The 23924-nt window shown below is 37.1% G+C and carries 23 protein-coding genes, 3 pseudogenes and 2 other annotated features; of the genes and pseudogenes, 10 read left to right on the forward strand and 16 right to left on the reverse strand.

The window, feature by feature from the left end; translation table 11 throughout:
• Positions 1-9 precede the first annotated feature (9 nt).
• Genes polX through zapA form a run of 3 tightly spaced genes read right to left on the reverse strand, consistent with a single transcriptional unit; the run spans position 10 to position 2594 of the window.
• Positions 10-1728: a DNA polymerase/3'-5' exonuclease PolX gene (gene polX / locus NSQ40_RS23060; protein ID WP_098158900.1), complete on the reverse strand. Its 1719-nt coding sequence runs from the start codon at positions 1726-1728 to the stop codon at positions 10-12.
• A 55-nt stretch (positions 1729-1783) separates the two neighbouring features.
• Entirely contained in the window at positions 1784-2323 is a 540-nt protein-coding gene (locus tag NSQ40_RS23065; RefSeq protein WP_003200894.1) for a CvpA family protein, read from the reverse strand.
• Position 2324: 1 nt separating this feature from the next.
• A complete protein-coding gene (gene zapA / locus NSQ40_RS23070) occupies positions 2325-2594 on the reverse strand; it encodes a cell division protein ZapA (protein ID WP_000082702.1) in 270 nt (89 codons plus the stop codon).
• Between the two features lie 124 nt (positions 2595-2718).
• Between zapA and rnhC the strand changes: the two genes are divergently transcribed.
• On the forward strand, positions 2719-3657 hold the full coding sequence (gene rnhC / locus NSQ40_RS23075; RefSeq protein ID WP_018764440.1) for a ribonuclease HIII: 939 nt from the start codon (positions 2719-2721) through the stop codon (positions 3655-3657).
• 92 nt (positions 3658-3749) lie between these two features.
• Here the strand turns inward: rnhC and NSQ40_RS23080 are convergent, their stop codons facing one another.
• The 5 genes from NSQ40_RS23080 to NSQ40_RS23100 all read right to left on the reverse strand — a co-directional run bounded on the left by NSQ40_RS23080 (position 3750) and on the right by NSQ40_RS23100 (position 8411).
• Positions 3750-3884, reverse strand: coding sequence for a YuzL family protein (locus tag NSQ40_RS23080; RefSeq protein ID WP_003200889.1), 135 nt, complete (start codon positions 3882-3884; stop codon positions 3750-3752).
• Positions 3885-4006: 122 nt separating this feature from the next.
• Positions 4007-4924, reverse strand: coding sequence for an SDR family oxidoreductase (locus NSQ40_RS23085; protein ID WP_341286151.1), 918 nt, complete (start codon positions 4922-4924; stop codon positions 4007-4009).
• 179 nt (positions 4925-5103) lie between these two features.
• Positions 5104-6495: an asparagine--tRNA ligase gene (gene asnS, locus NSQ40_RS23090; protein WP_003200885.1), complete on the reverse strand. Its 1392-nt coding sequence runs from the start codon at positions 6493-6495 to the stop codon at positions 5104-5106.
• Between the two features lie 52 nt (positions 6496-6547).
• Positions 6548-6800 (reverse strand) — a binding site (T-box leader).
• Between the two features lie 5 nt (positions 6801-6805).
• Positions 6806-7891: a DUF4179 domain-containing protein gene (locus NSQ40_RS23095; protein WP_224795950.1), complete on the reverse strand. Its 1086-nt coding sequence runs from the start codon at positions 7889-7891 to the stop codon at positions 6806-6808.
• Positions 7881-8411, reverse strand: a complete 531-nt coding sequence (locus NSQ40_RS23100; RefSeq protein WP_003200881.1) for a sigma-70 family RNA polymerase sigma factor — start codon at positions 8409-8411, stop codon at positions 7881-7883. The genes NSQ40_RS23095 and NSQ40_RS23100 overlap by 11 nt, the downstream gene beginning before the upstream one ends.
• A gap of 310 nt (positions 8412-8721) precedes the next feature.
• On the opposite strand from NSQ40_RS23100, the gene NSQ40_RS23105 reads away from it, so the two are divergent.
• Together NSQ40_RS23105 and NSQ40_RS23110 are read left to right on the forward strand one after the other, a co-directional pair.
• Entirely contained in the window at positions 8722-9285 is a 564-nt protein-coding gene (locus NSQ40_RS23105) for a hypothetical protein (protein WP_033796450.1), read from the forward strand.
• 252 nt (positions 9286-9537) lie between these two features.
• Positions 9538-10257 carry a hypothetical protein gene (locus NSQ40_RS23110; RefSeq protein WP_341286152.1) on the forward strand — a complete coding sequence of 240 codons (720 nt, stop codon included), beginning with the start codon at positions 9538-9540 and terminating at the stop codon, positions 10255-10257.
• Positions 10258-10343: 86 nt separating this feature from the next.
• On the opposite strand, the gene pheT is transcribed toward NSQ40_RS23110, so the two are convergent.
• The 3 genes from pheT to NSQ40_RS23125 all read right to left on the reverse strand — a co-directional run bounded on the left by pheT (position 10344) and on the right by NSQ40_RS23125 (position 14917).
• Entirely contained in the window at positions 10344-12764 is a 2421-nt protein-coding gene (gene pheT / locus NSQ40_RS23115) for a phenylalanine--tRNA ligase subunit beta (RefSeq protein ID WP_097786647.1), read from the reverse strand.
• An 18-nt stretch (positions 12765-12782) separates the two neighbouring features.
• Positions 12783-13817: a phenylalanine--tRNA ligase subunit alpha gene (gene pheS, locus NSQ40_RS23120; RefSeq protein ID WP_003200942.1), complete on the reverse strand. Its 1035-nt coding sequence runs from the start codon at positions 13815-13817 to the stop codon at positions 12783-12785.
• A gap of 43 nt (positions 13818-13860) precedes the next feature.
• Positions 13861-14089 (reverse strand) — a binding site (T-box leader).
• A 63-nt stretch (positions 14090-14152) separates the two neighbouring features.
• Positions 14153-14917 (reverse strand): TrmH family RNA methyltransferase, encoded by a 765-nt coding sequence (locus NSQ40_RS23125; RefSeq protein ID WP_341286153.1) that lies wholly within the window; start codon positions 14915-14917, stop codon positions 14153-14155.
• A gap of 114 nt (positions 14918-15031) precedes the next feature.
• Between NSQ40_RS23125 and sspI the strand changes: the two genes are divergently transcribed.
• Positions 15032-15241, forward strand: coding sequence for a small acid-soluble spore protein SspI (gene sspI / locus NSQ40_RS23130; RefSeq protein ID WP_017153966.1), 210 nt, complete (start codon positions 15032-15034; stop codon positions 15239-15241).
• Positions 15242-15469: 228 nt separating this feature from the next.
• Complete coding sequence (locus NSQ40_RS23135) at positions 15470-16054, forward strand: HD domain-containing protein (protein ID WP_003200938.1); 585 nt, start codon at positions 15470-15472, stop codon at positions 16052-16054.
• 122 nt (positions 16055-16176) lie between these two features.
• On the opposite strand, the pseudogene NSQ40_RS29540 reads toward NSQ40_RS23135, so the two are convergent.
• Positions 16177-16281: pseudogene (locus NSQ40_RS29540) on the reverse strand (sigma-70 family RNA polymerase sigma factor); the annotation flags it as partial.
• Between the two features lie 287 nt (positions 16282-16568).
• Here NSQ40_RS29540 and NSQ40_RS23140 point away from each other — a divergent pair.
• From NSQ40_RS23140 to NSQ40_RS23150, 3 genes and pseudogenes are all read left to right on the forward strand, one after another.
• The gene (locus NSQ40_RS23140; RefSeq protein WP_003200937.1) at positions 16569-17282 is read left to right on the forward strand and encodes a CPBP family intramembrane glutamic endopeptidase; all 714 of its coding nucleotides are present in this window, start codon (positions 16569-16571) and stop codon (positions 17280-17282) included.
• 168 nt (positions 17283-17450) lie between these two features.
• Positions 17451-17705 (forward strand): annotated as a pseudogene (locus NSQ40_RS23145) (lysostaphin resistance A-like protein); the annotation flags it as partial.
• Positions 17706-17756: 51 nt separating this feature from the next.
• Positions 17757-18122 (forward strand): ammonia permease, encoded by a 366-nt coding sequence (locus NSQ40_RS23150; protein WP_033796473.1) that lies wholly within the window; start codon positions 17757-17759, stop codon positions 18120-18122.
• Positions 18123-18159: 37 nt separating this feature from the next.
• Here NSQ40_RS23150 and NSQ40_RS23155 read toward each other — a convergent pair whose 3' ends face one another.
• Positions 18160-19944: a DHA2 family efflux MFS transporter permease subunit gene (locus NSQ40_RS23155; RefSeq protein WP_003200932.1), complete on the reverse strand. Its 1785-nt coding sequence runs from the start codon at positions 19942-19944 to the stop codon at positions 18160-18162.
• A gap of 14 nt (positions 19945-19958) precedes the next feature.
• A complete protein-coding gene (locus tag NSQ40_RS23160; RefSeq protein ID WP_018764448.1) occupies positions 19959-20612 on the reverse strand; it encodes an HlyD family secretion protein in 654 nt (217 codons plus the stop codon).
• Between the two features lie 295 nt (positions 20613-20907).
• Here NSQ40_RS23160 and NSQ40_RS23165 point away from each other — a divergent pair, with 295 nt between their 5' ends.
• Together NSQ40_RS23165 and NSQ40_RS23170 are read left to right on the forward strand one after the other, a co-directional pair.
• Positions 20908-21525: a TetR/AcrR family transcriptional regulator gene (locus tag NSQ40_RS23165; protein WP_003200928.1), complete on the forward strand. Its 618-nt coding sequence runs from the start codon at positions 20908-20910 to the stop codon at positions 21523-21525.
• Positions 21526-21607: 82 nt separating this feature from the next.
• Positions 21608-22080 (forward strand): annotated as a pseudogene (locus tag NSQ40_RS23170) (DUF2691 family protein).
• A gap of 41 nt (positions 22081-22121) precedes the next feature.
• On the opposite strand, the gene NSQ40_RS23175 reads toward NSQ40_RS23170, so the two are convergent.
• Together NSQ40_RS23175 and NSQ40_RS23180 are read right to left on the reverse strand one after the other, a co-directional pair.
• Entirely contained in the window at positions 22122-23207 is a 1086-nt protein-coding gene (locus tag NSQ40_RS23175; protein WP_341286154.1) for a M42 family metallopeptidase, read from the reverse strand.
• 69 nt (positions 23208-23276) lie between these two features.
• Positions 23277-23768 (reverse strand): dUTP diphosphatase, encoded by a 492-nt coding sequence (locus NSQ40_RS23180; RefSeq protein ID WP_003200923.1) that lies wholly within the window; start codon positions 23766-23768, stop codon positions 23277-23279.
• Between the last annotated feature and the right edge of the window lie 156 nt (positions 23769-23924).

Below are 23924 nucleotides of genomic sequence, written 5' to 3' on the forward strand. Positions count from 1 at the left end.
CCCCTTGTGTTACTTATTCCGTTTAATAAAATCTAATAAACGTTTAATATCCCATGTGTTAATCACAGTATCTTTTTGAATCCAGCCTTTACGTGCTGCCGCTACACCTGTTTCCATATCTTCTAACATTTCAAGTGTATGAGCATCGGTATTAATTGCTACTTTCACACCAGCATCTTGCGCTTGCTTTAGTAATTTTGCGCTTAAATCTAATCGGTTCGGATTCGCATTTAACTCTAAAACTGTATCTGTTTCTTTCGCAAGTTCAATGAGTAAATCTGTATCTACATCATACCCTTCGCGTCGTCCAAGGAGACGACCTGTTGGGTGGGCAATCATTGTAACATGCTTATTTTCAATTGCTGTGCGCAAACGTTTCATAATCGTTTCACGGTCTTGTGAGAAACTAGAGTGGATTGCACCAATTACATAATCAAGTTCTGCTAATACTTCATCATCAAAATCTAGCGTTGCATCTGGTAAAATGTCCATTTCGATTCCGCGTAAAATTGTGATATCCGGGTATTTTTCGTTAATGCGCTCAATCTCTTTTCCTTGTTCACGAAGACGCTCTTTCGTTAAACCATTTGCTACTTTCAAATATTGCGAGTGATCAGTAATTGCCATAAATTTATACCCACGCCCTCGGCACGCTTGTACCATTTCTTCAATGGAAAAAGCACCGTCGCTCCATGTTGTATGCATATGTAAATCACCTTGTATGTCAGAGAACTGAATTAAATTCGGATATTCTTTAATTAATTCGACCTCTTTTCCATCTTCACGTACTTCTGGTGGAATGAACGGCAATCCAAAATGAGCAAAAAATGCTTCTTCTGTTTCAAACGTCTTCACTTCACCCGTTTCTAAGTTTTCCACACCGTACTCACTAATCTTTTCACCTTTATCTTTCGCAATTTGGCGCATTCTTACGTTATGATCTTTTGAACCTGTGAAATGATGAAGAGTTGTAATAAATTCCTCAGGTTTTACAAGACGGAAATCAATCGAAATATCATATTCATATTGAAGTCGAACGGATACTTTTGTATCACCGCTTGCAATGACTTCAATCATATTATCAAACTGTAATAAATGTTCACGTACCGCTGCTGGCTCTGTCGTTGCGATGATGAAATCTAAATCTTTCACTGTTTCGCGAACGCGTCGTAAACTACCAGCGCGAGAGAATCGAACAATTCCCTGGATATTCGACAATTTCTCTTCTATTTCCCCGGCAATAGGTAGGACCATTGCAATCGGTAAACGCTCTGGACGAGATCCAACTTGAGCAATCGCTTCTAATATTTTCTCTTCCGTTTTCTTACCGAACCCTGCTAATACCTGTACTTTATTTTCTTCACAAGCCCTTTGCAATGTTTCCATATCAATAATGCCAAGCTCTTTGTACAACTTTGCTACTTTCTTGCCACCAAGCCCCGGTAATTTTAATAATGGTAATAGGCTGCTCGGCACTTCTTTTTCAAGTTCCTGCAATACTTCTGAAGTTCCCGCTTCAATATATTCTTGAATAACTGCCGCTGTTCCTTTTCCAATGCCCGGAATCTTTGTGAAATCTTCAATTTCAGAAAGACTACGATCATCGCTTTCTAATGCTGCTGCCGCTTTACGAAATGCGGATATTTTAAATGGATTTGCGCCCTTAAGTTCCATAAAAAGGCCGATTGTCTCCAGTAATTTAATCACTTGTTTTTTATTTACTTTCATTCTTGCCCCGCCTTTCTTTCATAGAAAAAAACTTCTCTTTCAGAGAAAAGAGAAGTTATACTTTGCTACCTGTCTGCCATAGTTCCTTCACCTTTTCAGAAAGAATCGGTGTATCGTCTACAATTATTTTGCTGATTGATGATTTTTGCAGTGGCGTTTGTACTTGTTCAATCGGAAGAATTGTTCCAATAATAATTAAGACAAACAAAATAATGTACACTTCTAAAAAGCCAAGAAGTGCCCCAGCAAACGCATTCACCTGTTTTATAACTGGGATTTCTGTAAACATATTCAGCAAATTCCCAAGCAATGAAAGTGCGATTCTTGTAATAATAAATAATACAATGAACGCAATTGCTTGATAGAATACTGCTTCGATATTATTCGCATCAATCCATTCTGGAACAGATACATTCTTATCAAATGGATATGGAATAAATTTCTCAAACGTTGGTGCTAAATCTTTGCAGTACCAGTATGCAACAAGGTATGCGATAATAAAGCTTGTTAACTTTACAAGTTGCAGGACAAATCCTCTTTTTAAACCAAGGAAAAATCCCATAACAAGCAGTAAAATGATAATAATATCAATCATGTTATTCCATTCCTTTTTTTGTCATACTTTCTTTCAATTTTTCATGTTCATCTTTTAATTTTATGTAATCGTGTATGACGTTTACCGCCGTCAATACCGCTAGTCTACTCGTATCAAGCGAAGGATTCTTGGCATTGAGTTCGCGCATTTTATCATCCACAATCGCTGCTACCATGCGGATATGACTTGTACTTTCATCGCCAACAACTGAATATTGTTGACCATAGATTTCTACATTAATTCGACTTTTATTTCCCTTTTGTTGTGACAACTCACCGGCCTCCAATCACGTACAGAATCCTAAAGTTTATCATACCATGAACCATCATAATATGGAAACAGAAAGAACAATCCGATATGATAAAAATAACAATATAAAAAAAGGAGCGACTACTTTGTCAAATTCTATCGTAATCCAAACAAGTTCTAGAGCAATTGAAGACATGAAACAGCAGTATAAACAAGCTATTAGCCCAAAAGTTCCGCAAGGCGGTGTCTTTATGGCAAAAGTCCCATCTTGTACAATTACAGCCTATAAATCAGGTAAAGTAATGTTTCAAGGTATTCGTGCTCAGGAAGAAGCTGCACGTTGGCAAAATGTTTCTCAAGCACCTAAATCTTCTGTTAAGAAAACAGCAAATTCACACCGCTATGCTCCGCCTTCTTCCATTGGAACAATGTCTATAGCAGGATCCGATGAAGTAGGTACTGGAGATTACTTCGGACCGATGACAGTTGTTGCTGTATATGTAGATGCAAAGCAAATTCCATTGTTAAAAGAACTTGGTGTAAAAGACTCTAAAAATTTAAACGATGCGCAAATCGCTGAAATTGCAAAGCAACTACTTAGCGTTGTTCCTTACAGCTCTCTCGTTTTGCATAATGAAAAATATAACGAACTGTTCGAAAAAGGGAACAATCAAGGTAAACTAAAAGCGCTCTTACACAATAAAGCTCTTACAAATTTACTAAAAAAGATTGCGCCGACAAAGCCAGAAGGCATCCTAATTGACCAATTTACACAACCTGATACATATTATAAATACTTAACAAAACAAAAAGAAGTACAGCGTGAAAACGTGTATTTTGCAACCAAAGGCGAAAGTGTCCATTTAGCAGTTGCCGCAGCTTCCATTTTAGCTCGTTACTCATTCGTAAAACAGTTTGATGAACTAAGTAAAAAAGCAGGTATGCCACTTCCGAAAGGAGCGGGCAAGCAAGTTGATATTGCCGCAGCTAAATTGATTCAAAAACTAGGAAAAGAACGCCTTCCTGAGTTTGTAAAGCTTCACTTTGCAAATACGGAAAAGGCATTTCGTTTATTGAAAAAATAGCTATTTTTTAGTATCGACAATATATAAATGAACTAAACAAAATAAAAACATATAAATAAGAGTAGTCGACATGACTACTCTTATTTACATGTTTAGCTTCGTTTTTGCCTCTTATTTGATGAAGGTACTTTAAAGGAACCCGTTTCGTGTGTTGTAGTTCCTTGACCTTCAACTTGCGGAGAACCAAGACCTGCTCTAGAAGGATCTTTTTTTACTTTTTTACCCATTTTGTTCACCCCCAACGTTACTTTTTGCTTAGAGGTGAGAAACTATGCAGCCTAACAATCAGAATATACACTGCTTACTCAAGCAATAGAAAATCGCTCTTCCACTTTCATTTCTATTAACGCTAAGTGTACTTTCCTGAGGAACGTGTCTGTTCTTCACTAATATCCCATAGACGCTTTGCGGCATCCATATCCAATGCAACCTCAGATGGTGTTTTCACTTGCCTATCGGCATAGTAACCGCCACTATGTTTGGTAACCTCGATTGCTTCTGCCAGCCACACTAAAGTTTCAGCGCCCTCTTCAGGAGTACGAGAGAAAGGTTTCATTGCTACCATAGTTAAGCGAGCTACAAAACCATTATCCTGATTGAAATTCGTGGCCACCAGTCCCGGGTCGAAGCAGTAAGCTGTGACACCTGTCCCCTCTAGCCGCCGTGCCAACTCAGAAGTGAATAAAATGTTAGCCAGTTTTGTTTGCCCATAACGCATCGTAGGACCACCCATTAATTTCTTAACACCACGATAAAGTTGTTCTGCATCTAAATCACTGAAATCAATTCCCTTTTTAGCCATTTTATGACCATGAGATGCGGTAGTAATGACGCGAGCAGGGGCACTTTCCTTTAAACGATCAAGCAGCAAATTAGTAAGTAGAAATGGACCTAAATGGTTAACCGCCCAGGTCATCTCCAAACCGTCCTCCGTAAGTTGCCGTGTTTGAAATAAAGCACCCGCATTATTAACTAATATATCTATTCTAGGGCACTTTTCTAAAATATCAGTAGCTACTTGGCGTATAGACCGCTGGGAAGCCATATCAGCTAGAAATACATCTACCACTGTATTCCCATCCGCTAAACCCTTAATTTGAGTCACAATATCATTTGCTTTTGCTTCATTACGTGCAATGATTCCTAGCTTGGCACCACGCTCCGCAAGTACCTTAGCTGCCGCTAGCCCAATACCACTTGTCGCACCAGTGATTACTACATACTTGTCACGCACCGTCCACTCTAAACGACTGGTAATTCCCCCCATCACCACAAAACCCCTCTCACGATTTTCATAATTGTTTCATTCGTTTTACTATATATGAAATGAAAAGGGAACTATGAACAATATTTTTTATCCTATCTCAAAATACTTTATAGATTTGAGCTCTGGTTACATCCTCTTCTAAATAAAAAAGCGAGAGCAATTGCTCTCGCTTTTTTATCTTAAAACTCCGAAGAACCTGGAGTTCTTGGGAATGGAATTACGTCACGGATGTTCGCCATACCAGTGATGTACATTAGGAAACGTTCGAAACCTAGACCGAATCCAGCGTGTTTTGTACCGCCATATTTCCTAAGTTCTAAGTACCACCAATAGTCTTCTTCATTCATGCCTAATTCTTTAATTCTATCTACTAAAACGTCCATTCTTTCTTCACGTTGGCTACCGCCGATTAATTCGCCGATGCCAGGAACTAGAAGGTCAGTAGCAGCTACTGTTTTACCGTCATCATTCATACGCATGTAGAATGCTTTAATGTCTTTCGGATAGTCAGTTACGAATACAGGGCGTTTGAAGATTTCTTCTGATAAGTATCTTTCGTGCTCTGTTTGTAAATCAATACCCCATTCTACTGGATATTTGAAGTCTGCACCTGACTCTTGAAGCACTTTAATGGCTTCTGTATATGTGATACGGCCGAAGTCAGAGTTAATTACGTTGTTCATGCGCTCTAGAACTGTTTTATCGACAAAGCTGTTGAAGAATTCCATTTCTTCTGGTGCATGCTCTAATACATGTTTCATTGCATATTTCAGCATATCTTCTGTAAGATCCATTACATCTTCAAGTTCAGCGAATGCAATCTCAGGCTCCACCATCCAGAACTCAGCTGCGTGACGAGTTGTGTTTGAGTTTTCTGCGCGGAATGTAGGTCCGAATGTGTATACATCACGGAACGCTAATGCATAAGCTTCCGCATTAAGCTGTCCACTTACTGTTAAGTTTGTTTCTTTGCCGAAGAAGTCTTTTGATTCATCAACTTTTCCGTCTTCACCTTTTGGCAAGTTGTTCATATCTTGCGTTGTTACGCGGAACATTTCGCCCGCACCTTCTGTATCACTACCAGTAATAATTGGTGTGTGAACATGTACGAATCCACGCTCTTGGAAGAATTGGTGGATTGCAAATGCTGCGATAGAACGTACGCGGAATGTTGCAGAGAACGCGTTTGTTCTTGGGCGTAAATGAGCGATTGTACGTAAGTATTCAAACGTATGACGTTTCTTTTGAAGTGGGTAATCAGAATCTGATAAGCCCTCGATATCGATTTTTTCTGCTTTAATTTCAAATGGTTGTTTTGCCCCTGGTGTTGCAACTAGCTTACCTTCTACTTTAACTGAAGAGCTAAGTGGAAGTTTTGCAATTTCTTTGAAGTTATCTAATTCTGTATCGAAAACGATTTGAACGCTTTTGAAGAAGCTACCATCGTTTAATTCGATGAAACCAAATGCTTTTGAATCACGTAAGTTACGAATCCAACCTGATACTTGTACTGTTTGATCTGCGTATTTATCTGTATCTCTATACAGACTTTTTACTAATGTGTTTTCCATAGTGAAATTCTCCTTTGCTGATATATTTGAATACAAAAAAACCTTTCATCCATAAAGGGACGAAAGGTTAAACTTCGCGGTACCACCCAATTTGTCATAAAGACCAACTTTAACTCGTATGTATGTACATACTTCCCGGTTTGTAACAGGCCGGCTTCCCGTCTAAGTCTACTCTTGAATATAAGCTTCAATTTCGGTTAGCAACTCCAAGGTGTTCTTCATATATACCGCCTCATCAGGCTCTCACCGTCCCTGACTCGCTATGGATTATAGTATATACTACTTTTCCTTATCATCGTCTTTCATTTTGTTAAACTAAAATTAATGTACTACATTCGAGGGAAAGATGCAAGTTGTCCTTTGATTTCCTAACTAGCTCTATTTCTCCAAACTTCTTCATTTGGAGCTTCAATGTATTCGCTTTGTCATAAGAAGTAATCGGAAAATTAACATAGACAGTCGTTTTACCATTCTCAACATCCTGACTATATCCTTTTGATTTATATTCTTTTCCTGTTTCGTCTACCATCTTCATATCCATAAAAGTATTTTCATCTTCTACTACTTCATCCACTGAAAATGTTAGATTCAGAGATGTTGGATTTGCCTTTGCGGATACAATTTGGATATTAGATCTTGTTTCTGCTAATCTATACTCAACCGTTGACGTTGCTTCTTCTTTCGTTTTGTCGCTAATCGGTAAATTCCATATGCCATCAATTTCTTTCCGTTCATCATTCTCATAAAAAACCTTAACGCTCTCTATTTCTAACACAGCATCTTTCAATTTAGGAATAGAACCTTGGTTCGATTCAAATACTACATCATATTGCACTTTCCCGGTCTTTCCATCTATTGATGGATTTTTATCTTCCGCTTTAGACATATACACTTTTTTGCCTTTCAATGGCTTTGTATCTGGAATAGACTCCATAATATATTTGCCATCTCCATTTTTTAATCGATAATCAAAAGACACTTCACTCACTTGTTTCTTTAGTATACTTGTATCCTCAAATACCAATTGAAAACTAAATCCTAGTTTATTCGCGTCAGCAAAATAACGGTCAAGTGCCACCGTAATCCCTTTGTCAGTAGCTATACTATTGCTTTTTTGTGGAAACTCTTCATCCACTGCTCGCTCAATTCCTTTATCATTAAAATGAAATAATTTGTTTATATTAGCTTGCACATGCTTATTTGTAAAAACACTACCAGCTATCACAAAACAACAAGCCGCCACCGCCAATTTTCTCCACATCACATTTCTTTTCTTTTTCTTTGCTTTCATACGTATCACATCATAGGAATGATCTAAAGACTTTCTAACAATACTAGGCATTTCTTTTTCCTCATGTAGCAACTGCTGAAATTCTTTTTCAAAGTTATTTTTCATTTACACTCACTCCTTCACCACTGTAATAATGATTACGTAATATCGATTTAGCTCTGGAAAGTCTTGATTTAATCGTTCCTTCTGGTTCTTTTAAAAACACGCTCATTTCTTTTATACTAAGTCCAACAATATAATATAAAACAATCGCCATTTTATAATCCTTATTTAAGCTATTTAACGCGTCTTCTAGTTCTATCTTCAAAAATTCATTTTTGTTTTGTTTTTGCTCAATGAGCTGATCTACTAACGTAATTTTTTGTCTTTTGTTTAATATACCGTTGCATGTATTGATTAATATTTTACAAATCCATGTGTTAAAGTACTCTTCATTTTTGAGTGTATGTATTTTCTCATAAGCCACTGTGATTGCTTCTTGCATCGCATCTGCTACATCCTCATCTTTCTGTAACAATCTACTTGCGACTTTGTATAATACATCTTCATACCGCTGTACAAGAGAAACAAAAGCTTCTCCATCCCCTTTTTTCGCCTTTTTCACCAAGGCTTCTAGCTTTCCCATTTAAGAACCCCCTTGCTAACTCATTTCAATATACGCTTGTTTTCCTGTTCTTTACATCCTATTAGATACAGAAAAACAATATTTGGTTGCATTCATTTTTTCTTTTTATAAAAAAAGAGAATTATCACTCTTATCACGAATGACAATCCTCTCAAATTATTTACGCAACTCCGTACTAAATTTCTCTTCTAACGCTGCTAATCCACCTATGACAATAGTTCGTTTTTTGTAATTCATTTTTAAAAACAAACATCTACAATTTAGAAAACATATTCTACACTATATATTAATGAAAAGTGAGGAAACGCAAATGAATCTGTACCATCAAAAAGGATTCCCTTCCACAAGTACACCTTTTTTTCCTTATATCGATCTACCAAAACTTCCTAAGGTCCGAAAAACAATAAATGTATCAAAATCCCCCAAAATTCAACTTCCCATAAAATCATCAAAATCTCCTGAGCTAAAAACCATGTGCTGCAGACAAATTGTAGAACATAAAATTCAGTTAGTTCCCCCTGCCAAAAAAGGAACCACTAAAGTTAAGAAAAAGATATTTACTACGATTGAAAAGGTGTGTTCAGAAGTAGTTGTCATCCTTGGGTTTATCCGGAAAACCATTACCTATACAGCAGTAATCCATAACAAAGAGATTCCAAACCATATCATCCAAGACGATGTTCCCTTTCAGTGTCTTATAGAATCAACGGATATTAAAGAAGACCATCAATTTCGCATCATCGAGCAAAAAATACTCAGCGAAGTTTTCGCCCATGAAACGAACTTTGGAAAATCAAATGATTCTCGATTGTATAGGCAAGCCCTTGCTTTCAATTTTATAGAAAAAGATATTATAAAAATTTCCATAAAATGATTACTGAGCAACTCAATATTCTTTCACCACAAATATGAAATTAGATTATTTTTGCTACTAGATTTACAGTTACAGGCCTTTTTAATATGAAATAACCTATTTATTTGATCAAAAATAGAAACCTTGTCCAAGATATCCCCCTATACAAGCTCCGGATATGCCTCATAATCTATAACAGAGAACATAGTATCTCATTTAAAGTTCCAAGATATACGAAGCGAATATAACTATAGAACTAAGGAGGAATACTCAATGGTTTGTCCCCTCATTAATCCAACAACTTGTTGCCAAGTTGTTGTTGAGCGCACCACACAGCTTGTCCCCCCAGCACTTGCAAATACCGTTACCTTCACACAAACGGTTGAAGCGGATATTGAAAGCGTAATCCCAGAAAAAGTTGTAATCTGTGGGGTAGTTCATAAAACTTTAACTTACACTGCTGTTTTAGAAAATGGCACTCTAGTACCGGGTTTTCAAGTTTTCGACGATATCCCTTTTCAATGTGTTATTGACCGCGAAGATGCCAATGAAGGAGACCTTTTCGAAGTCACGGGTGTAGCAATTCTTGGACAAGTTTCTGCCCAAGAACAAAATTTTGGATTTATAAACGACTTGCGAGTTGCTTTTAAATTCCAAGAAAAAGAGATCGTCAAAGTCTGCATTAGAAGACTAGGAGTAACTGGTACTGAAGTAGCTATTGGACTAGGATTTACAAGTGCAGATTGTAACGTTCCCGTTGTTGCACCAGGTCGTTTGTTAGTGAATGGCATTGGATTTGCAGGAATACCAGTTTCTTTCACAATACAAGGTGCAGCAACTGTCTCTCCAACTACAGTTTTTACAGAAGCAGATGGATTCTTCCACACTACCGTCACTGCTTTTGGACCTGGAGATATAACCCTTATAGCTTCAGGTACAGTAAACGGGGTTCCTTTCTTCGGAGAAGTAATCACCCCTTCACCTTGCGTGTGATGAAATGAAGATTCCATCAGCGGAATTTGAACAAGTTGCGCAAGTGAAAAAAATAATAAAAAAGCAGCCAAATGGCTGCTTTTTTATTATTTACGTAACTCCGCACCAAATTTCTCTTCTACCACCGCTAATACACGGCTATGCGCTTCTGTCACTTCTTCATCTGTTAATGTACGCTCTGGGTCGAAGTAGTTCATAGAGAATGCAAGTGATTTCTTGCCTTCTTCCATTTTTTCACCTTCGTATAAGTCGAATAGTGTTACTTCTTTTAGAAGTTCTCCACCTGCTTCTGCAATTACTTGCTTCATTTCGCCAGCTTTTACTTCCGTATTTACTACAACTGCCATATCACGTGTCATAGATGGGAAACGTGGAATTGCTGAGTAGTAAGTTTCTTCTGTATCAGCAGCAAATACTTTTACTAGAGACAATTCGAATACGAACGTATCTTTCACATCTAATTGTTTTTGTGCTTCTGGGTGTAACTGACCGATGAAACCTATCACTTCTTCGTCTAGTAAGATATCAGCTGTACGGCCTGGGTGCATACCTTCACGTTTTGTTGGTAGGTATGTGATATTGTTTGAAACGCCAAGTACGTCGAACAATCCTTCTAATACACCTTTTGCAACGAAGAAATCAACAACTTTCTTCTCACCTTGCCATGCATGATGAAGTGCAAGACCTGTCATAACACCAGCAAGATGTTGTTCTTCTTTCGGAAGCTCGCCTTCTGCTGTTGGTAGGAAGATAGAACCTACTTCATATAATGCAACACTGTCGTTTTTACGAGCGTTGTTATATGAAACTGCTTCTAACAATTGTGGTACTAAGCTTAAACGAAGTTGGCTGCGCTCTTCACTCATTGGAAGTGCAAGATTAACAGGAGCTTTTTCGTTCGGCTCAACCATATATTGTTTTGCTTTATCAGCGCTTGTTAATGAATACGTAATCGCTTCATATAAGCCAGCACCTTCTAAGTAACGACGTACTTTACGACGTTTTGCTTGCGCTACTGTTAATTTACCACGTGTCATTGTACCAGTTGGTAGTGTAACTGGAATATGATCGTAGCCGTACAGACGACCTACTTCTTCTACTAAGTCTTCTGCAATTGTAATATCAGGACGACGTACTGGTACGTTTACATGGAATGTTCCTTCTACTTCTGTAAATGGGAATTTCAAGTTTGTAAAGATTGTACCCATTTCACTTGCAGAGATGTCTGTACCTAATACACGGTTTACTTTTTCAGCTGTAACAGATACTGTACGCTCTTGTACTTGTAAGTTATCAACTTCTACTACACCTTCAAGTGCTTCACCACCAGCATATTTCGCCATTAAAGCTGCTGCATGTTGAATTGCTTCAAATGTACGTGTTGGATCAATTCCTTTTTCAAAACGTGCACTTGATTCACTGCGAAGACCTAAATCTTTTGATGTGCGGCGCACTGTTTGCCCTGCAAAGTATGCAGACTCGATCAGAACGTTTACTGTATCGTTGTCAACTTCAGATTCAGCCCCACCCATTACACCAGCAACAGCCAATGCTTTTGTACCGTTTGTAATAACAAGGTGATGCTCTTGTAGTGTACGCTCTTGATCGTCTAATGTTTGAATCTTTTCGCCTTCTTTTGCAAGACGAACAATGATTTCTTTTGAACCTAATTTATCATAGTCAAATGCATGTAATGGTTGACCATATTCAATTAAAATGTAGTTTGTAATATCAACTACGTTGCTAATTGGACGAATACCCGCTGCCATAAGGCGCGTTTGCATCCACATTGGTGATGGACCTACCTTTACGTTTTTCACCATTTTTGCGATATATAATGGATTTTGCTCTGTTGCTTCTACACTCACAGAAATATAGTCAGAAGTTTTTTCTTCTACCTCTTGTAAGTCAGCGGCTGGTAGTTTCACTTCGCGGCCATAAATAGCAGCTACTTCATATGCAACACCTAACATGTTTAAGCAATCAGCACGATTTGGTGTTAAACCAAGCTCGAGTACTTCATCATGTAAGTTTAAGATTTCAAGTGCATCTGCACCAACTTCAGCGTCACTTGGGAAGATGAAGATACCATCTGCATAATCTTTCGCAACTAACTTACCATCAATACCAAGCTCTTGTAGGGCACAAACCATACCGTGAGAAGCTTCGCCACGTAGTTTTGCTTTTTTAATTTTGAAGTTACCAGGAAGAACCGCGCCAACTTTCGCAACTGGTACTTTTAAACCTTTTGCAATGTTAGGAGCACCGCAAATGATTTGTACTGGTTCTTCTTCACCGATGTCGATTAGACATTTGCTTAATTTATCAGCTTCTGGGTGTTTTTCACATTCTAATACGTGACCAACCACAACACCTTTTACACCTTTATTTAATACTTCAACGCCTTCTACTTCGATACCACTTTTCGTGATTTTATCTGCTAGTTCTTGTGCCGTTACATCTTTAATATCTACATATTCTTGTAACCAACGATATGATACGAACATATTTATCCTCTCCTTCCCTTACGCTCGTTTGAATTGTTGTAAGAAACGTACATCATTTGTATAGAAATGGCGAATGTCATCAACGCCGTATTTTAACATTGCGATACGCTCTGCACCCATACCGAATGCGAAACCTTGATATTCTTTTGAATCATAGCCAGCCATTTCAAGTACGTTTGGATGAACCATACCTGCACCTAAAATTTCAATCCATCCTGTTCCTTTACAAGTGCCGCAACCTTTTCCGTGACACATCATACAAGAAATATCCATCTCAACAGATGGTTCTGTGAATGGGAAGAAACTTGGACGAAGACGAATTTCACGGTCTTCACCGAACATCTTTTTCACGAATACTTGCAATGTACCTTTTAAATCACTCATACGAATATTCTTGTCAATTACAAGACCTTCAATTTGCATGAACTGATGTGAATGCGTCGCATCGTCATCATCACGGCGATACACTTTACCAGGACAAATAATTTTAATTGGACCTTTTTCTTTATTATTTTCCATTGTTCTTGCTTGCACAGAAGATGTATGTGTGCGTAGCAATGTTTCTTCTGTAATGTAAAATGTATCTTGCATATCACGCGCTGGGTGATCTTTTGGTAAGTTTAATGCTTCGAAATTGTAGTAGTCTTTCTCTACTTCTGTTCCTTCAGCTACTTCATACCCCATACCGATAAATACATCTTCAATTTGTTCAACAACCGCTGTTAACGGATGATGACAACCTGTTTCTACAGGACGGCCTGGTAATGTAACATCAATTGTTTCAGATGCTAATTTCGCTTCAATTACTGCTTTTTCGATATTGTTAATTTTGTCTTCTAAACGCGTTTGAATTGCTTCACGTACTTCATTTACTAATGCTCCCATACGTGGACGCTCTTCTGGAGATAATTTCCCCATGCCGCGTAATACTTCTGTAATCGGACCTTTTTTTCCTAAATACGCTACGCGTACATCGTTTAAGCCCTTTAGCTCTTTCGCTTCTTCAATCAGCTCTAACGCTTTTTGCTTTAGCTCTTTTAAACGTGCTTCCATTTGGAACCCTCCTAATTTTAAAAATAAAAAAACCTCGCTCCCAAAAAGGGACGAGGTAAATTCGCGGTACCACCCTAAATTGACAGAACAAGTCTGCCCACTCAATTAGTTATAACGGCTTGTTAGACCGGAACGCCTTTACATATCAATGGTCCTGGCGTCAACTCCAGAGGTGAATTCACTTCCGTCTACCATAAGAATGCTTTCAGTCTACGGCACTCTCTCCCTATATGGCGATTTTGCAAGCTACTCTTCTCTATCAACGTCTTTTCATTATTTCACTTTTATTATATGTTCATCATGAACATGTACTTCAATTTATTATAAGAAGTTTTTTATCGATTCGCAACTGGGCTTTGTAAATAATACGTTAAAATTCCAGCAGCAACCGCAACATTTAATGATTCTGCCCCGCCATAAATCGGAATATACAAGTTTTGATTACATTTTGTAAGAATTTCTAGGCGTACACCATTTCCTTCGTTTCCTACAATTAATGCAAAACTTCCTGTCGGCGTTACTTCACCATATGGAATTCCGTTTTCAAGAGATGTTCCGTATACAGGAACGTTCTTTTCTTTTAACTTATCTACCCATTCTTCTAAGTTTCCTTTCACAATCGGTAAATGGAAGATTGAACCTTGTGTAGAGCGGAGCACTTTACTATTATAAGCATCCACGCATCCTTCTCCAAGCACAACGGCATGAATACCAGCTGCATCTGCTGTACGAATAATTGTTCCTAAATTACCTGGGTCTTGTAGGCCATCTAATAATAGAAATTTCCCATCTGTAAGAGCGATTTCTTTCTCATGCTTCTCACAAACAGCAAATACACCTTGCGTCGTTTCTGTTTCACGAAGTACCTTTACAATTACTTCCGGCACAATATACATTTCAACATCAGTAACCGTCCAATCTTTCGGAAGATCTGTCTGATCTGAGACGATAAGTTCTGTTATAACTCCTGCTTTTAAAGCTTCCTCTACTAAATGAAATCCTTCTACAAAGAATAAACCTTTTTTATCGCGCTCTTTTTTCGTCTGCAGCTTTTTCCACTGCTTTACGCGCGGATTTTGTACTGAATCAATGTTTTTCATTCTATGCATTCCCTCTCTTCTTGTCTTCTCATTATAGCCTATTTTTTATACATATTTACATAAAAAAGAACAAAAACTAACGTCAGTTTCAATTCAGAAGAAGAGGTGAAAGTGATGAACTTTAATTTACGCGGCGCTGTATTAGCAAACGTTGCAGGAAATACACAAGGCGAATTACAAGAAACAATTGTAGAAGCAATTCAAAGTGGTGAAGAAAAAATGCTTCCAGGTCTTGGTGTTTTATTTGAAGTGATTTGGCAAAATGCCGACGAAAATGGAAAGCATGAGATGTTAGAGACACTTGAGCAAGGGTTAAAAAAATAAGGAATAGGAAGTCACCTTAGCTTGAGCTAGGGTGATTTTTATTTTCATGATGAATCCCCCCTCTCAATTCTTCTATTCTTAGAAACTGTTCCTTTCTCAAATTCCTCTTCTCCTAAACATTTCTACTTTACTAACACAGGCATGATGGAGTAAAATATCCAAAATATATTTATGTCTATCTTTTTGTTTCCATCATACACATCAACGAATAAAAGGAGTGAATGTTTTATGCGCCGTATCACGCTTGAACAAATTTTCCAACATCACATCGCACAAAAATATATAAACCGGTCCGGAATGGTCCACGCGATCGCCGTCGCTTACCATGCGTTTCACTTAGCAAAAAAGCATCACGCCTCAGTCGATGCTGCAACAAAGGCTGGTTTTCTTCATGATATAGGACATCATACATGGTATCGTAACGGAGAATGGGACTATGAATTGTATAAAAAGAATGATATACATGCGATTAAAGGAGCGGAACGAGCTCATAAATTACTAATTCGATTAGGAGAACATCCAAAACAAGCAAAGGAAATTTCTGTTGCGATTCTCTTGCACACAGATTCCTTTTTACTAGCACAAACGCTTGAAAGAACACCGTTACAAAATATTATTAAGTGGGCGGACGAAGCCGATGAAGAACCAGGTGGAGCACATCACTATCGAACAATCTCTTATGGAAAAGCATTGAAAGCAATTCAGCGATTAGATCGAATGGTAGAGCGTGAATTACAAAAACAACAACCAGCGTCCCTTGCTCGTATTTCTGTAAATAAAAGAAAAGAACAGAGCGAATTTGTTAAACAGTAATATATTTTTAATATACCGGATTGGCAATCCATACAACATCCATCACACATATAAGTGAATGGAATTAGGATAATCATAAATTGAATTATAAAAAGAGGCACCGCTACATAGCGATACCTCTTTTATGATTTTACAACAACTTCAAACACTTTCTTATTTAACACTTTTCGGTAACCTATTTTCTTCTCTCCCTCTTCACCTGATGTGACTGTGGGTGTAAAAACAATTTATATCAGACTATATTCTATTTTTCAATGTTCCCCCGAATAACTAACTGTATATCATCCATACATTCTTCATGTGCGTCGTCTAAAGAAATTAAATGCTTTTGAATAAATACCTTTGATGAGTCCACCCTATCAATCAATAACGAAATATCGTACTTTTCTATTTTGTTTCTTAATCATTCATTTCCAACTTTAAATATCTGATTATTATGCAATATTAGACAATGACATACTGAAACTAAATGTGTATAATTTTTATATATAAATATAAAGAGGAGATTCGATATATGCAATCGATTACACAACTTACATACGGTCCAAAACAATCTATGTCCTGGTTACAATTTTTGGGTTCTTCCTTATTTGCCTTTTTTGGAACAGGACTACTAAGCGGCTTATTTATATTACTCCCGCTTACGATTTATAGTGAAGGCATTACAAATAAAAAGACAATTGCTCTATATGAGTCACTTGGAAATACTGCGAGCACTTTATTACAACTGCTCGTTTTATTGTTATTCATTTATAAGTATGAACCGGTGAAAAAGCTATTATCATCTGCTTTCAATTTCAGGGCACTCAAAAAGGTAAGTACTTACGTATACCTAACTCTTTTCTTCGCCTTAAATATCGTCTTGAATTCACTAATCTCAACACATCTATTTCCCGATGCAACAACGCAACAAGCATCCGCTTTAAACTTGGATGTTCTAAAGCAATATCGAATTTTATTAATTATTGGATCTGCAATTTTCATTCCTATTTTTGAAGAAATTATTTTCCGAGGTATCATCCTTCGTTTCTTCTCAGAACGTTTTCCATTTTGGATTGCTGCAATTGGGACGAGCTTAATTTTCGGAGTCGCTCATACATACTCACTTGGTGTAATGCTTATTACTTTCCTTATGGGGCTATTGATGGCGATTTTATGCAAACGAACAAATTCCATCCTTCCAGCCATGCTATTTCATATTATGAATAATACGCTTGCGTTTTTATAAAGTGAAACTTTAATCAGTGGGGGTTTTCCTCATCCCCCACCTATCTCCCTTGTTTCTCTCTGAATCTTGAGGCGGGAAGTCTTACTGCCCACAAATAACGTGATAAATTGAAACTTTAATCTATTAAATGAAAAAGGAGTATAACTTTGCAAATACGTACACAGTTAGATCATTGGACCTATTTATGAGGAACTTGTATGCAGGGGATTGCTTTTACGTTTCTTTGAAGAGAAGTTTACATTTTGGCCAGCTGCGCTTTTATCCAGTCTATTATTTGGCATCGCTCATACATATTTAGTTGGTGTGATGGTGAGTGCATTTATTACTGGACTATTTGCCGCATTGTTATATAAACAAACAAAATCTATCATTCCAGCTATGCTACTTCATATCATTATCAATACTTCTTCTTTCTTTTATTAAATAAACCTTTAATTGTAAAATATAACTTACAAATTAGGAGGAATTTATAATATGCAAATGTTAAGCTTTCTGTGGGTTTTCTTTATGCCCGTACTTGTATCATGTGGAATAGTTGGTGGAATTTATTTAGTTATAGCAGGAGTCAGGTATCGAAAGCTACTTGTTATTACAATGGGGATTATTTGTTTCTCATTCGTCGCTATGCCTTTTATTTTCTGGGGAATGGGGATTGATGGCGATAAGATCTTACCAATTCCAACTGTCCTGTACTGGATTCTTTTCGCTTTAGCTGGCTTATTGGCAGGTATAAGCGGGATACGTAATCAAATTAAGAGCATTTGCAATATGGGGATTATCATTTGTTCGGCAGGAGTACTGGGAGCTATCTTCTATCAATTGATGTCTCTGCCGATGTAGTTTTTTAAAATATAAGAACACAGAAAAAACAGAGAAATTAATTCCCTGCTTTTCGGTTCGGCTTATTACCTGATGGCAAGAATAATGATAATACCCAGGCAATACCCGCTAATATTGTTGCAATTAAGAAAGCATCATTAATACCATTAATCGCAGACAGCTTCGAAATTTGTCCGAATAATAGTTGTGAGCTCATCGCATCTCCAGCTTGTGCTGATCCGGCAACCGCTGCTAAACTTTGTCCCATTCCGTGTACTTTATCCACTAAAATTGGGTTTGTTTTTGTTAGCATATTTCCGTAATCCGCTACGTGAGCTGTTGTTTGCTGCGTCATAATTGTAATTAAGATTGCTGTACCAATTGAACCTGCTACTTGTCTAGATGTATTTTGTGTTGCTGTACCGTGAGAAATTAATTTCATCGGCAGTGCGTTCATACCTGCTGTCATAATTGGCATCATAATGAATGACATACCAAATGAACGTATAATATAATCCGTCATAATGACGCTATATGGTGTATCCATCGTTAACTGCGTAAACTCATACGTTGCATATGTCGTAATCGCTAATCCAACTACTGCTAATGGGCGAATGCCATACTTATCAAATAGTTTCCCTGCGATCGGTCCCATAATCCCCATAATTAATGATCCTGGAAGAAGCAGGAGACCTGATTCAATTGGCGTAAAGCCACGAATGTTTTGCAGGTATACAGGAAGTAATAACATACCTCCGAATAATGCCATTGTTACAATCGCGTTAATTAATAATGTAAAAGTAAACGTTGGATATTTAAACACTTGTAAATCCAGCATTTTGTTATCCGTCGTCATCTCTCTCCAAATGAACACCGCTAAACCAATTACACCAATAATAAGTGAAATAACAACTTCGGCACTGCTCCAGCTGTTGTTTCCAGCTTCACTAAATCCATACAGTAAGCTACCAAGTCCAATACTTGAACTAATAACACCAAACATATCTAACTTTGTTTTAGAAACTGGCTGAGCTAGTGTAAAGAATTTTAAAGATAATAATATGATGATTAAACCAATGGCAAACATCGCATAGAACATTAAGTTCCAGCTATAATTTTCAATCACCCATCCTGTTACAGTTGGTCCGATAGCCGGCGCTAAAATCATCGCTACCCCAAGTAATCCCATTGCAGCTCCGCGCTTATGCGGCGGGAACAAAGTCATGAAAATATTCATACCAACTGGCATTAAAATACCAGCGCCTACCGCTTGAATTACACGCCCTGTCATCATCATTGTGAAGTTTCCAGATAACGCACAAATAATAGAGCCGGCTGTAAAGAATAACATAGCTGCTACAAACAATTTTCGATACGTAAACCGAGAAACTAAGAAGGCGCTAATTGGTACTAAAATCCCGTTCACGAGCATAAATCCTGTAATTAACCATTGCGCTGTTGAAGTTGATACATTGAACTCATTCATTAATGGAGGCAATGCGACATTAATGATTGTTTGGTTTAAAATGGAAACGAACATACCGAGAATTAATACCGCTACAACTGCTTTTACATTGACATTCTCTACCGGCAATTGCTTTTTCGGTACTTCTTTTGTCATTTTCTGTATTTCTTGTTCTACTACTTCTTTTTTTGTCGTTTCTAGTTCTACTACATTGGAAGGTTCTGGTTCTGGTTGCTCTGATTGCGTTGTTTCTATCTTACTTACGGCTGGGACTTGTTCTTCTCCCGCGTTCGTTTTTTTCTTTCTTAAAAGACGATTTACAAGGAAGAAGACGATGATACAAAATAATGCATATCCTACAATTAAACCTGAGGACATTTTATCTTCCCCCCTTACTTATGAATACGAACTGTCACATTCATTCCAGGAACAATATTTACTGATTTGCTATGATCTAAAGAAACTTTAACTGGTACAACTTGTGTTACTTTCGTATAATTTGCTGTTGCATTGCTTGATGGTAACATAGAGAACGTATTTGCTGTTGTTAATCCAACTTGTTCTACTTTTCCTGTTAACGTTGTATCAGGATATGCATCTACATATACGTCTACTTCTTGACCTTTTTGTACACTATCAATGTCTGTTTCTTCAATGTTTGCTGTTACCCATAAATCGTTCATATCGTATGCATATGCAATTGGACTACCTGCTCCGACAAACGCATTTGTTGTTGCATTGGATTGAACAACTGTTGCATTTTTAGGAATTGTTACGTCGATTGTTTGCTCACCATTTTGTCCTGATACAGTAACAGCACCTAATTTATCGTTTTCATTGTAGCTCTTACCTACTTCGGCTTTCCATTCTGCTAATTTCCCTGCTACTGGTGATGCGATTGGGATCACTTTCCCATCGATTTTCGCATTATCTGTTTTTAAATAGTTTTCAGCTTGATTATAGTAGTAATAACCGCCAATACCGCCGCCAACTAATACAATTAATGTGATAATATTAATAATCACCATTCTTCGAAACTGATTCATTGCTTTCCTCTCCTTATATCGCATATAATTTTTTTCTAAACTATTTCTACCCCTTTTGTTTATACTGTTTAATGGTTAATTATATTAACCATTAAACAAAAAAAGCACACCCTTTGCTATGCAACACAATCTTTACCTGCATGCTCGCGGTGCTGTTTTCTAAAGGAATATCGTTTATAATTATAAATAATTTTTTTGAATCTACAACCGACAATGTGAGCATATGTGTTGGTTATCCAACACTTTGCTATCTATTTGTTGTTTAAGTGATTAAAATTCAGCAAGGAGAAATAAAATGTCTATTAAAAATACAAACGATCCGCGTGTGAAACGAACGAGACAATTAATACAGGATGCTTTTGTCGCTTTAGTAGGCGAAAAAGGATTTGAAAATGTCACAGTGCAACATATCGCTGAACGTGCTCCTGTCAATCGTGCTACCTTTTATAGCCATTATCATGATAAATACGATTTATTGGATAAGAGTATAGAGGAGATGTTAGCATCTTTATCAGAAGTGATTAAGCCAAAAAAGCAAACAAAAGAAGATTTTCAGCTTACATTCAATTCACCTAATCCAATTTTTCTAGCCTTATTTGAACACATCGCTGAGAATGCAACCTTTTATAACGTAATGCTCGGAGACAAAGCAGCTGGAAACTATTCTTATAAAATGATGAAAACCATTCAAACACATTTAACATTAAGTCTTTCTATTTCACAGCCAGATGATGACGAACTTATGGTTCCTCGTGATATTCTCATTAGCTATGTAACAGGTGCGCATATCGGTATGATTATGTCGTGGTTAAAAAGAGGGATGATTTATACGCCGCACTTTATGGCGATGCAGCTTACAAGGTTGATTATTTTAGGAGCGCATACTGCTGCTGGACTAGAGAGACCTTTTTAACAAGATATATTTATAACGCATTAAAGATCTTTCATATAGTATTTAGTAATATTTACAAAATCATCAGAGGGAGTATTATTTTATGAAGAGAGGAATAAGTTTTCAACTACCTAATACTGATAAATATGACTCTTGTCGGATGTATTAAAACCAATAGACATTTCTACTTTCAGTTGGAGAGTTACCCCCGTAGAGTCTTATTTAGTAGTTAATGATGAGTTAGATATAGATAAAGACCTTTTTGAAACAGATAATGAAATAATGGAAGGTGCTGATCTTAAAAATCTATTAGAAAACAATGTCTATTATATTATTTTCGCTGATTTACAAGCATATCCGAAAGGCAAAGTTTCAGAAATTGAAACTTATGAAGAATTCGTTGAAAGTGAGTGTGAACTCGTTCTTTTCGTAGTAGACAGCTGTTATACCGTTATTTACTGCAAAGATAAAGAAAAACTCGAATTACTTTATAAGAACGCAGCAGTCTTCGGATTTGAAAATATACAATTTATTACTGATGAAAATGATACAAGAACAAGAATAACTGCATGGTAAAAACATAAAAAAAGCGAAGGAACCCCCTTCGCTTTTTCTTATTAATTAAATGTGATATTATGTACAGCCTCTTTATCAAGACGTTTGATAACTTCTACAATTAACTTCACTGCATTCTCATAATCATCACGATGTAACATTGCTGCATGAGAGTGAATATAACGAGTTGCAATCGTAATCGCCATAGATGGAATACCCTTGACAGAAATATGAATTGCACCTGCGTCAGTCCCTCCACCAGCTACAGAATCATATTGATAAGGGATATCTAATTCATCCGCCACATCAACTACGAAATTGCGAAGCCCAGTATGTCCAATGACTGATGCATCATATAAAATGATTTGTGGTCCATCACCCATTTTACTTTGCGCTTCTTTTTCTGTTACTCCTGGTGTGTCGCCGGCAATACCAACATCTACAGCAAATGCGATATCTGGTTTAATATAATGTGCAGATGTTTTCGCACCGCGAAGACCTACTTCTTCTTGAACAGTTCCAACGCCGTATACAACGTTTGGATGCTTTTCATCTTTTAATTGTTTTAACACGTCAATTGCAATAGCACAGCCAATACGATTATCCCATGCTTTTGCAAGTAGCATCTTTTCATTTTTCATCACTTGGAATTCAAAGTATGGTACAACTTGATCCCCTGGTCGTACGCCCCATTCCATTGCTTCTTCTTTGCTAGAAGCACCGATATCAATGAACATGTCCTTAATTTCAACCGGTTTTTTACGAGCTTCTGCTGGTAAAATGTGTGGTGGTTTTGAACCAATTACACCTGTTACATCACCTTTACGTGTTACAATTGTTACGCGCTGCGCAAGCATAACTTGTGACCACCAGCCACCAACTGTTTGAAAACGAAGGAAACCTTTGTCATCAATTTGCGTAATCATAAAGCCAACTTCATCTAAGTGGCCAGCTACCATAATTTTCGGACCGTTTTCTTCCCCAACTTTTTTCGCAACTAAACTTCCTAAATTATCTGTAGAAAGTTCATCTGCAAATGGTTCGATATATTTTTTCATAACTTCACGTGGTTCGCGCTCATTACCTGCAATCCCGCGTGCATCTGTTAATTCTTTTAGCATTGTCAATGTCGAATCTAATTTTGTCATTGCCAACACCCTCCTTTTTCTTCATTCACTTCATTATACAAAAGTAAATTGAAATATTCAAAAAACAAATCAATACCCTTGTGTTTGACGCTGATGATTGACTTCGTTTTTATCTAAATATGCTTTTTCAATTTCTTCTTGACCAAACTCAAGAGCTTGTCCTAAACGAAGGTAGCTTGTAAATAGTTCAATATAATTTGTAATAGACGGTTGGTCCGTAAAACGAATTACTTTCGCATACGTGTCTAAGAAAATTTCAACTTGTGTTTTGTTCGTTTGAGCACATTTATAAAATAGGAAGTTTTTATCGATTCCTAGGTCAATTCCAATCGATAAAATAAAGTGCAGGCCATCTACATATTCTTCAAGTATAACTTCACGTTCAGCTGCTGGTTTTTTGCTCCAATATTTAAAACAACGTGTTTCATTTGCAAGTTCTCCAATTTCAACAAGGAGTGCTAGCATTTTTTCTTTTAATAATTTCTTCGGTTGTAAATCATGTTCTTTCACAATACGATCATCTAACTCTTTTTGTAATTTAAATAGCTGTAGTAAATCCATTCTATTCCTCCTCCAACATCGCATAAAAACAATGTTGTTTCATCTCATATTTATTGTAAGCTTTAAAAATCCTACCCTTTATTATCTAGTTAGCTTCCTAACCCCTTATAAAATAGCTTGTCCCTAAATCATCAATACGTTTCAGACATCATCTAC

The sequence above is a fragment of the Bacillus sp. FSL K6-6038 genome (genome assembly GCF_038050455.1).
GTDB classification, from domain to species: domain Bacteria; phylum Bacillota; class Bacilli; order Bacillales; family Bacillaceae_G; genus Bacillus_A; species Bacillus_A pseudomycoides.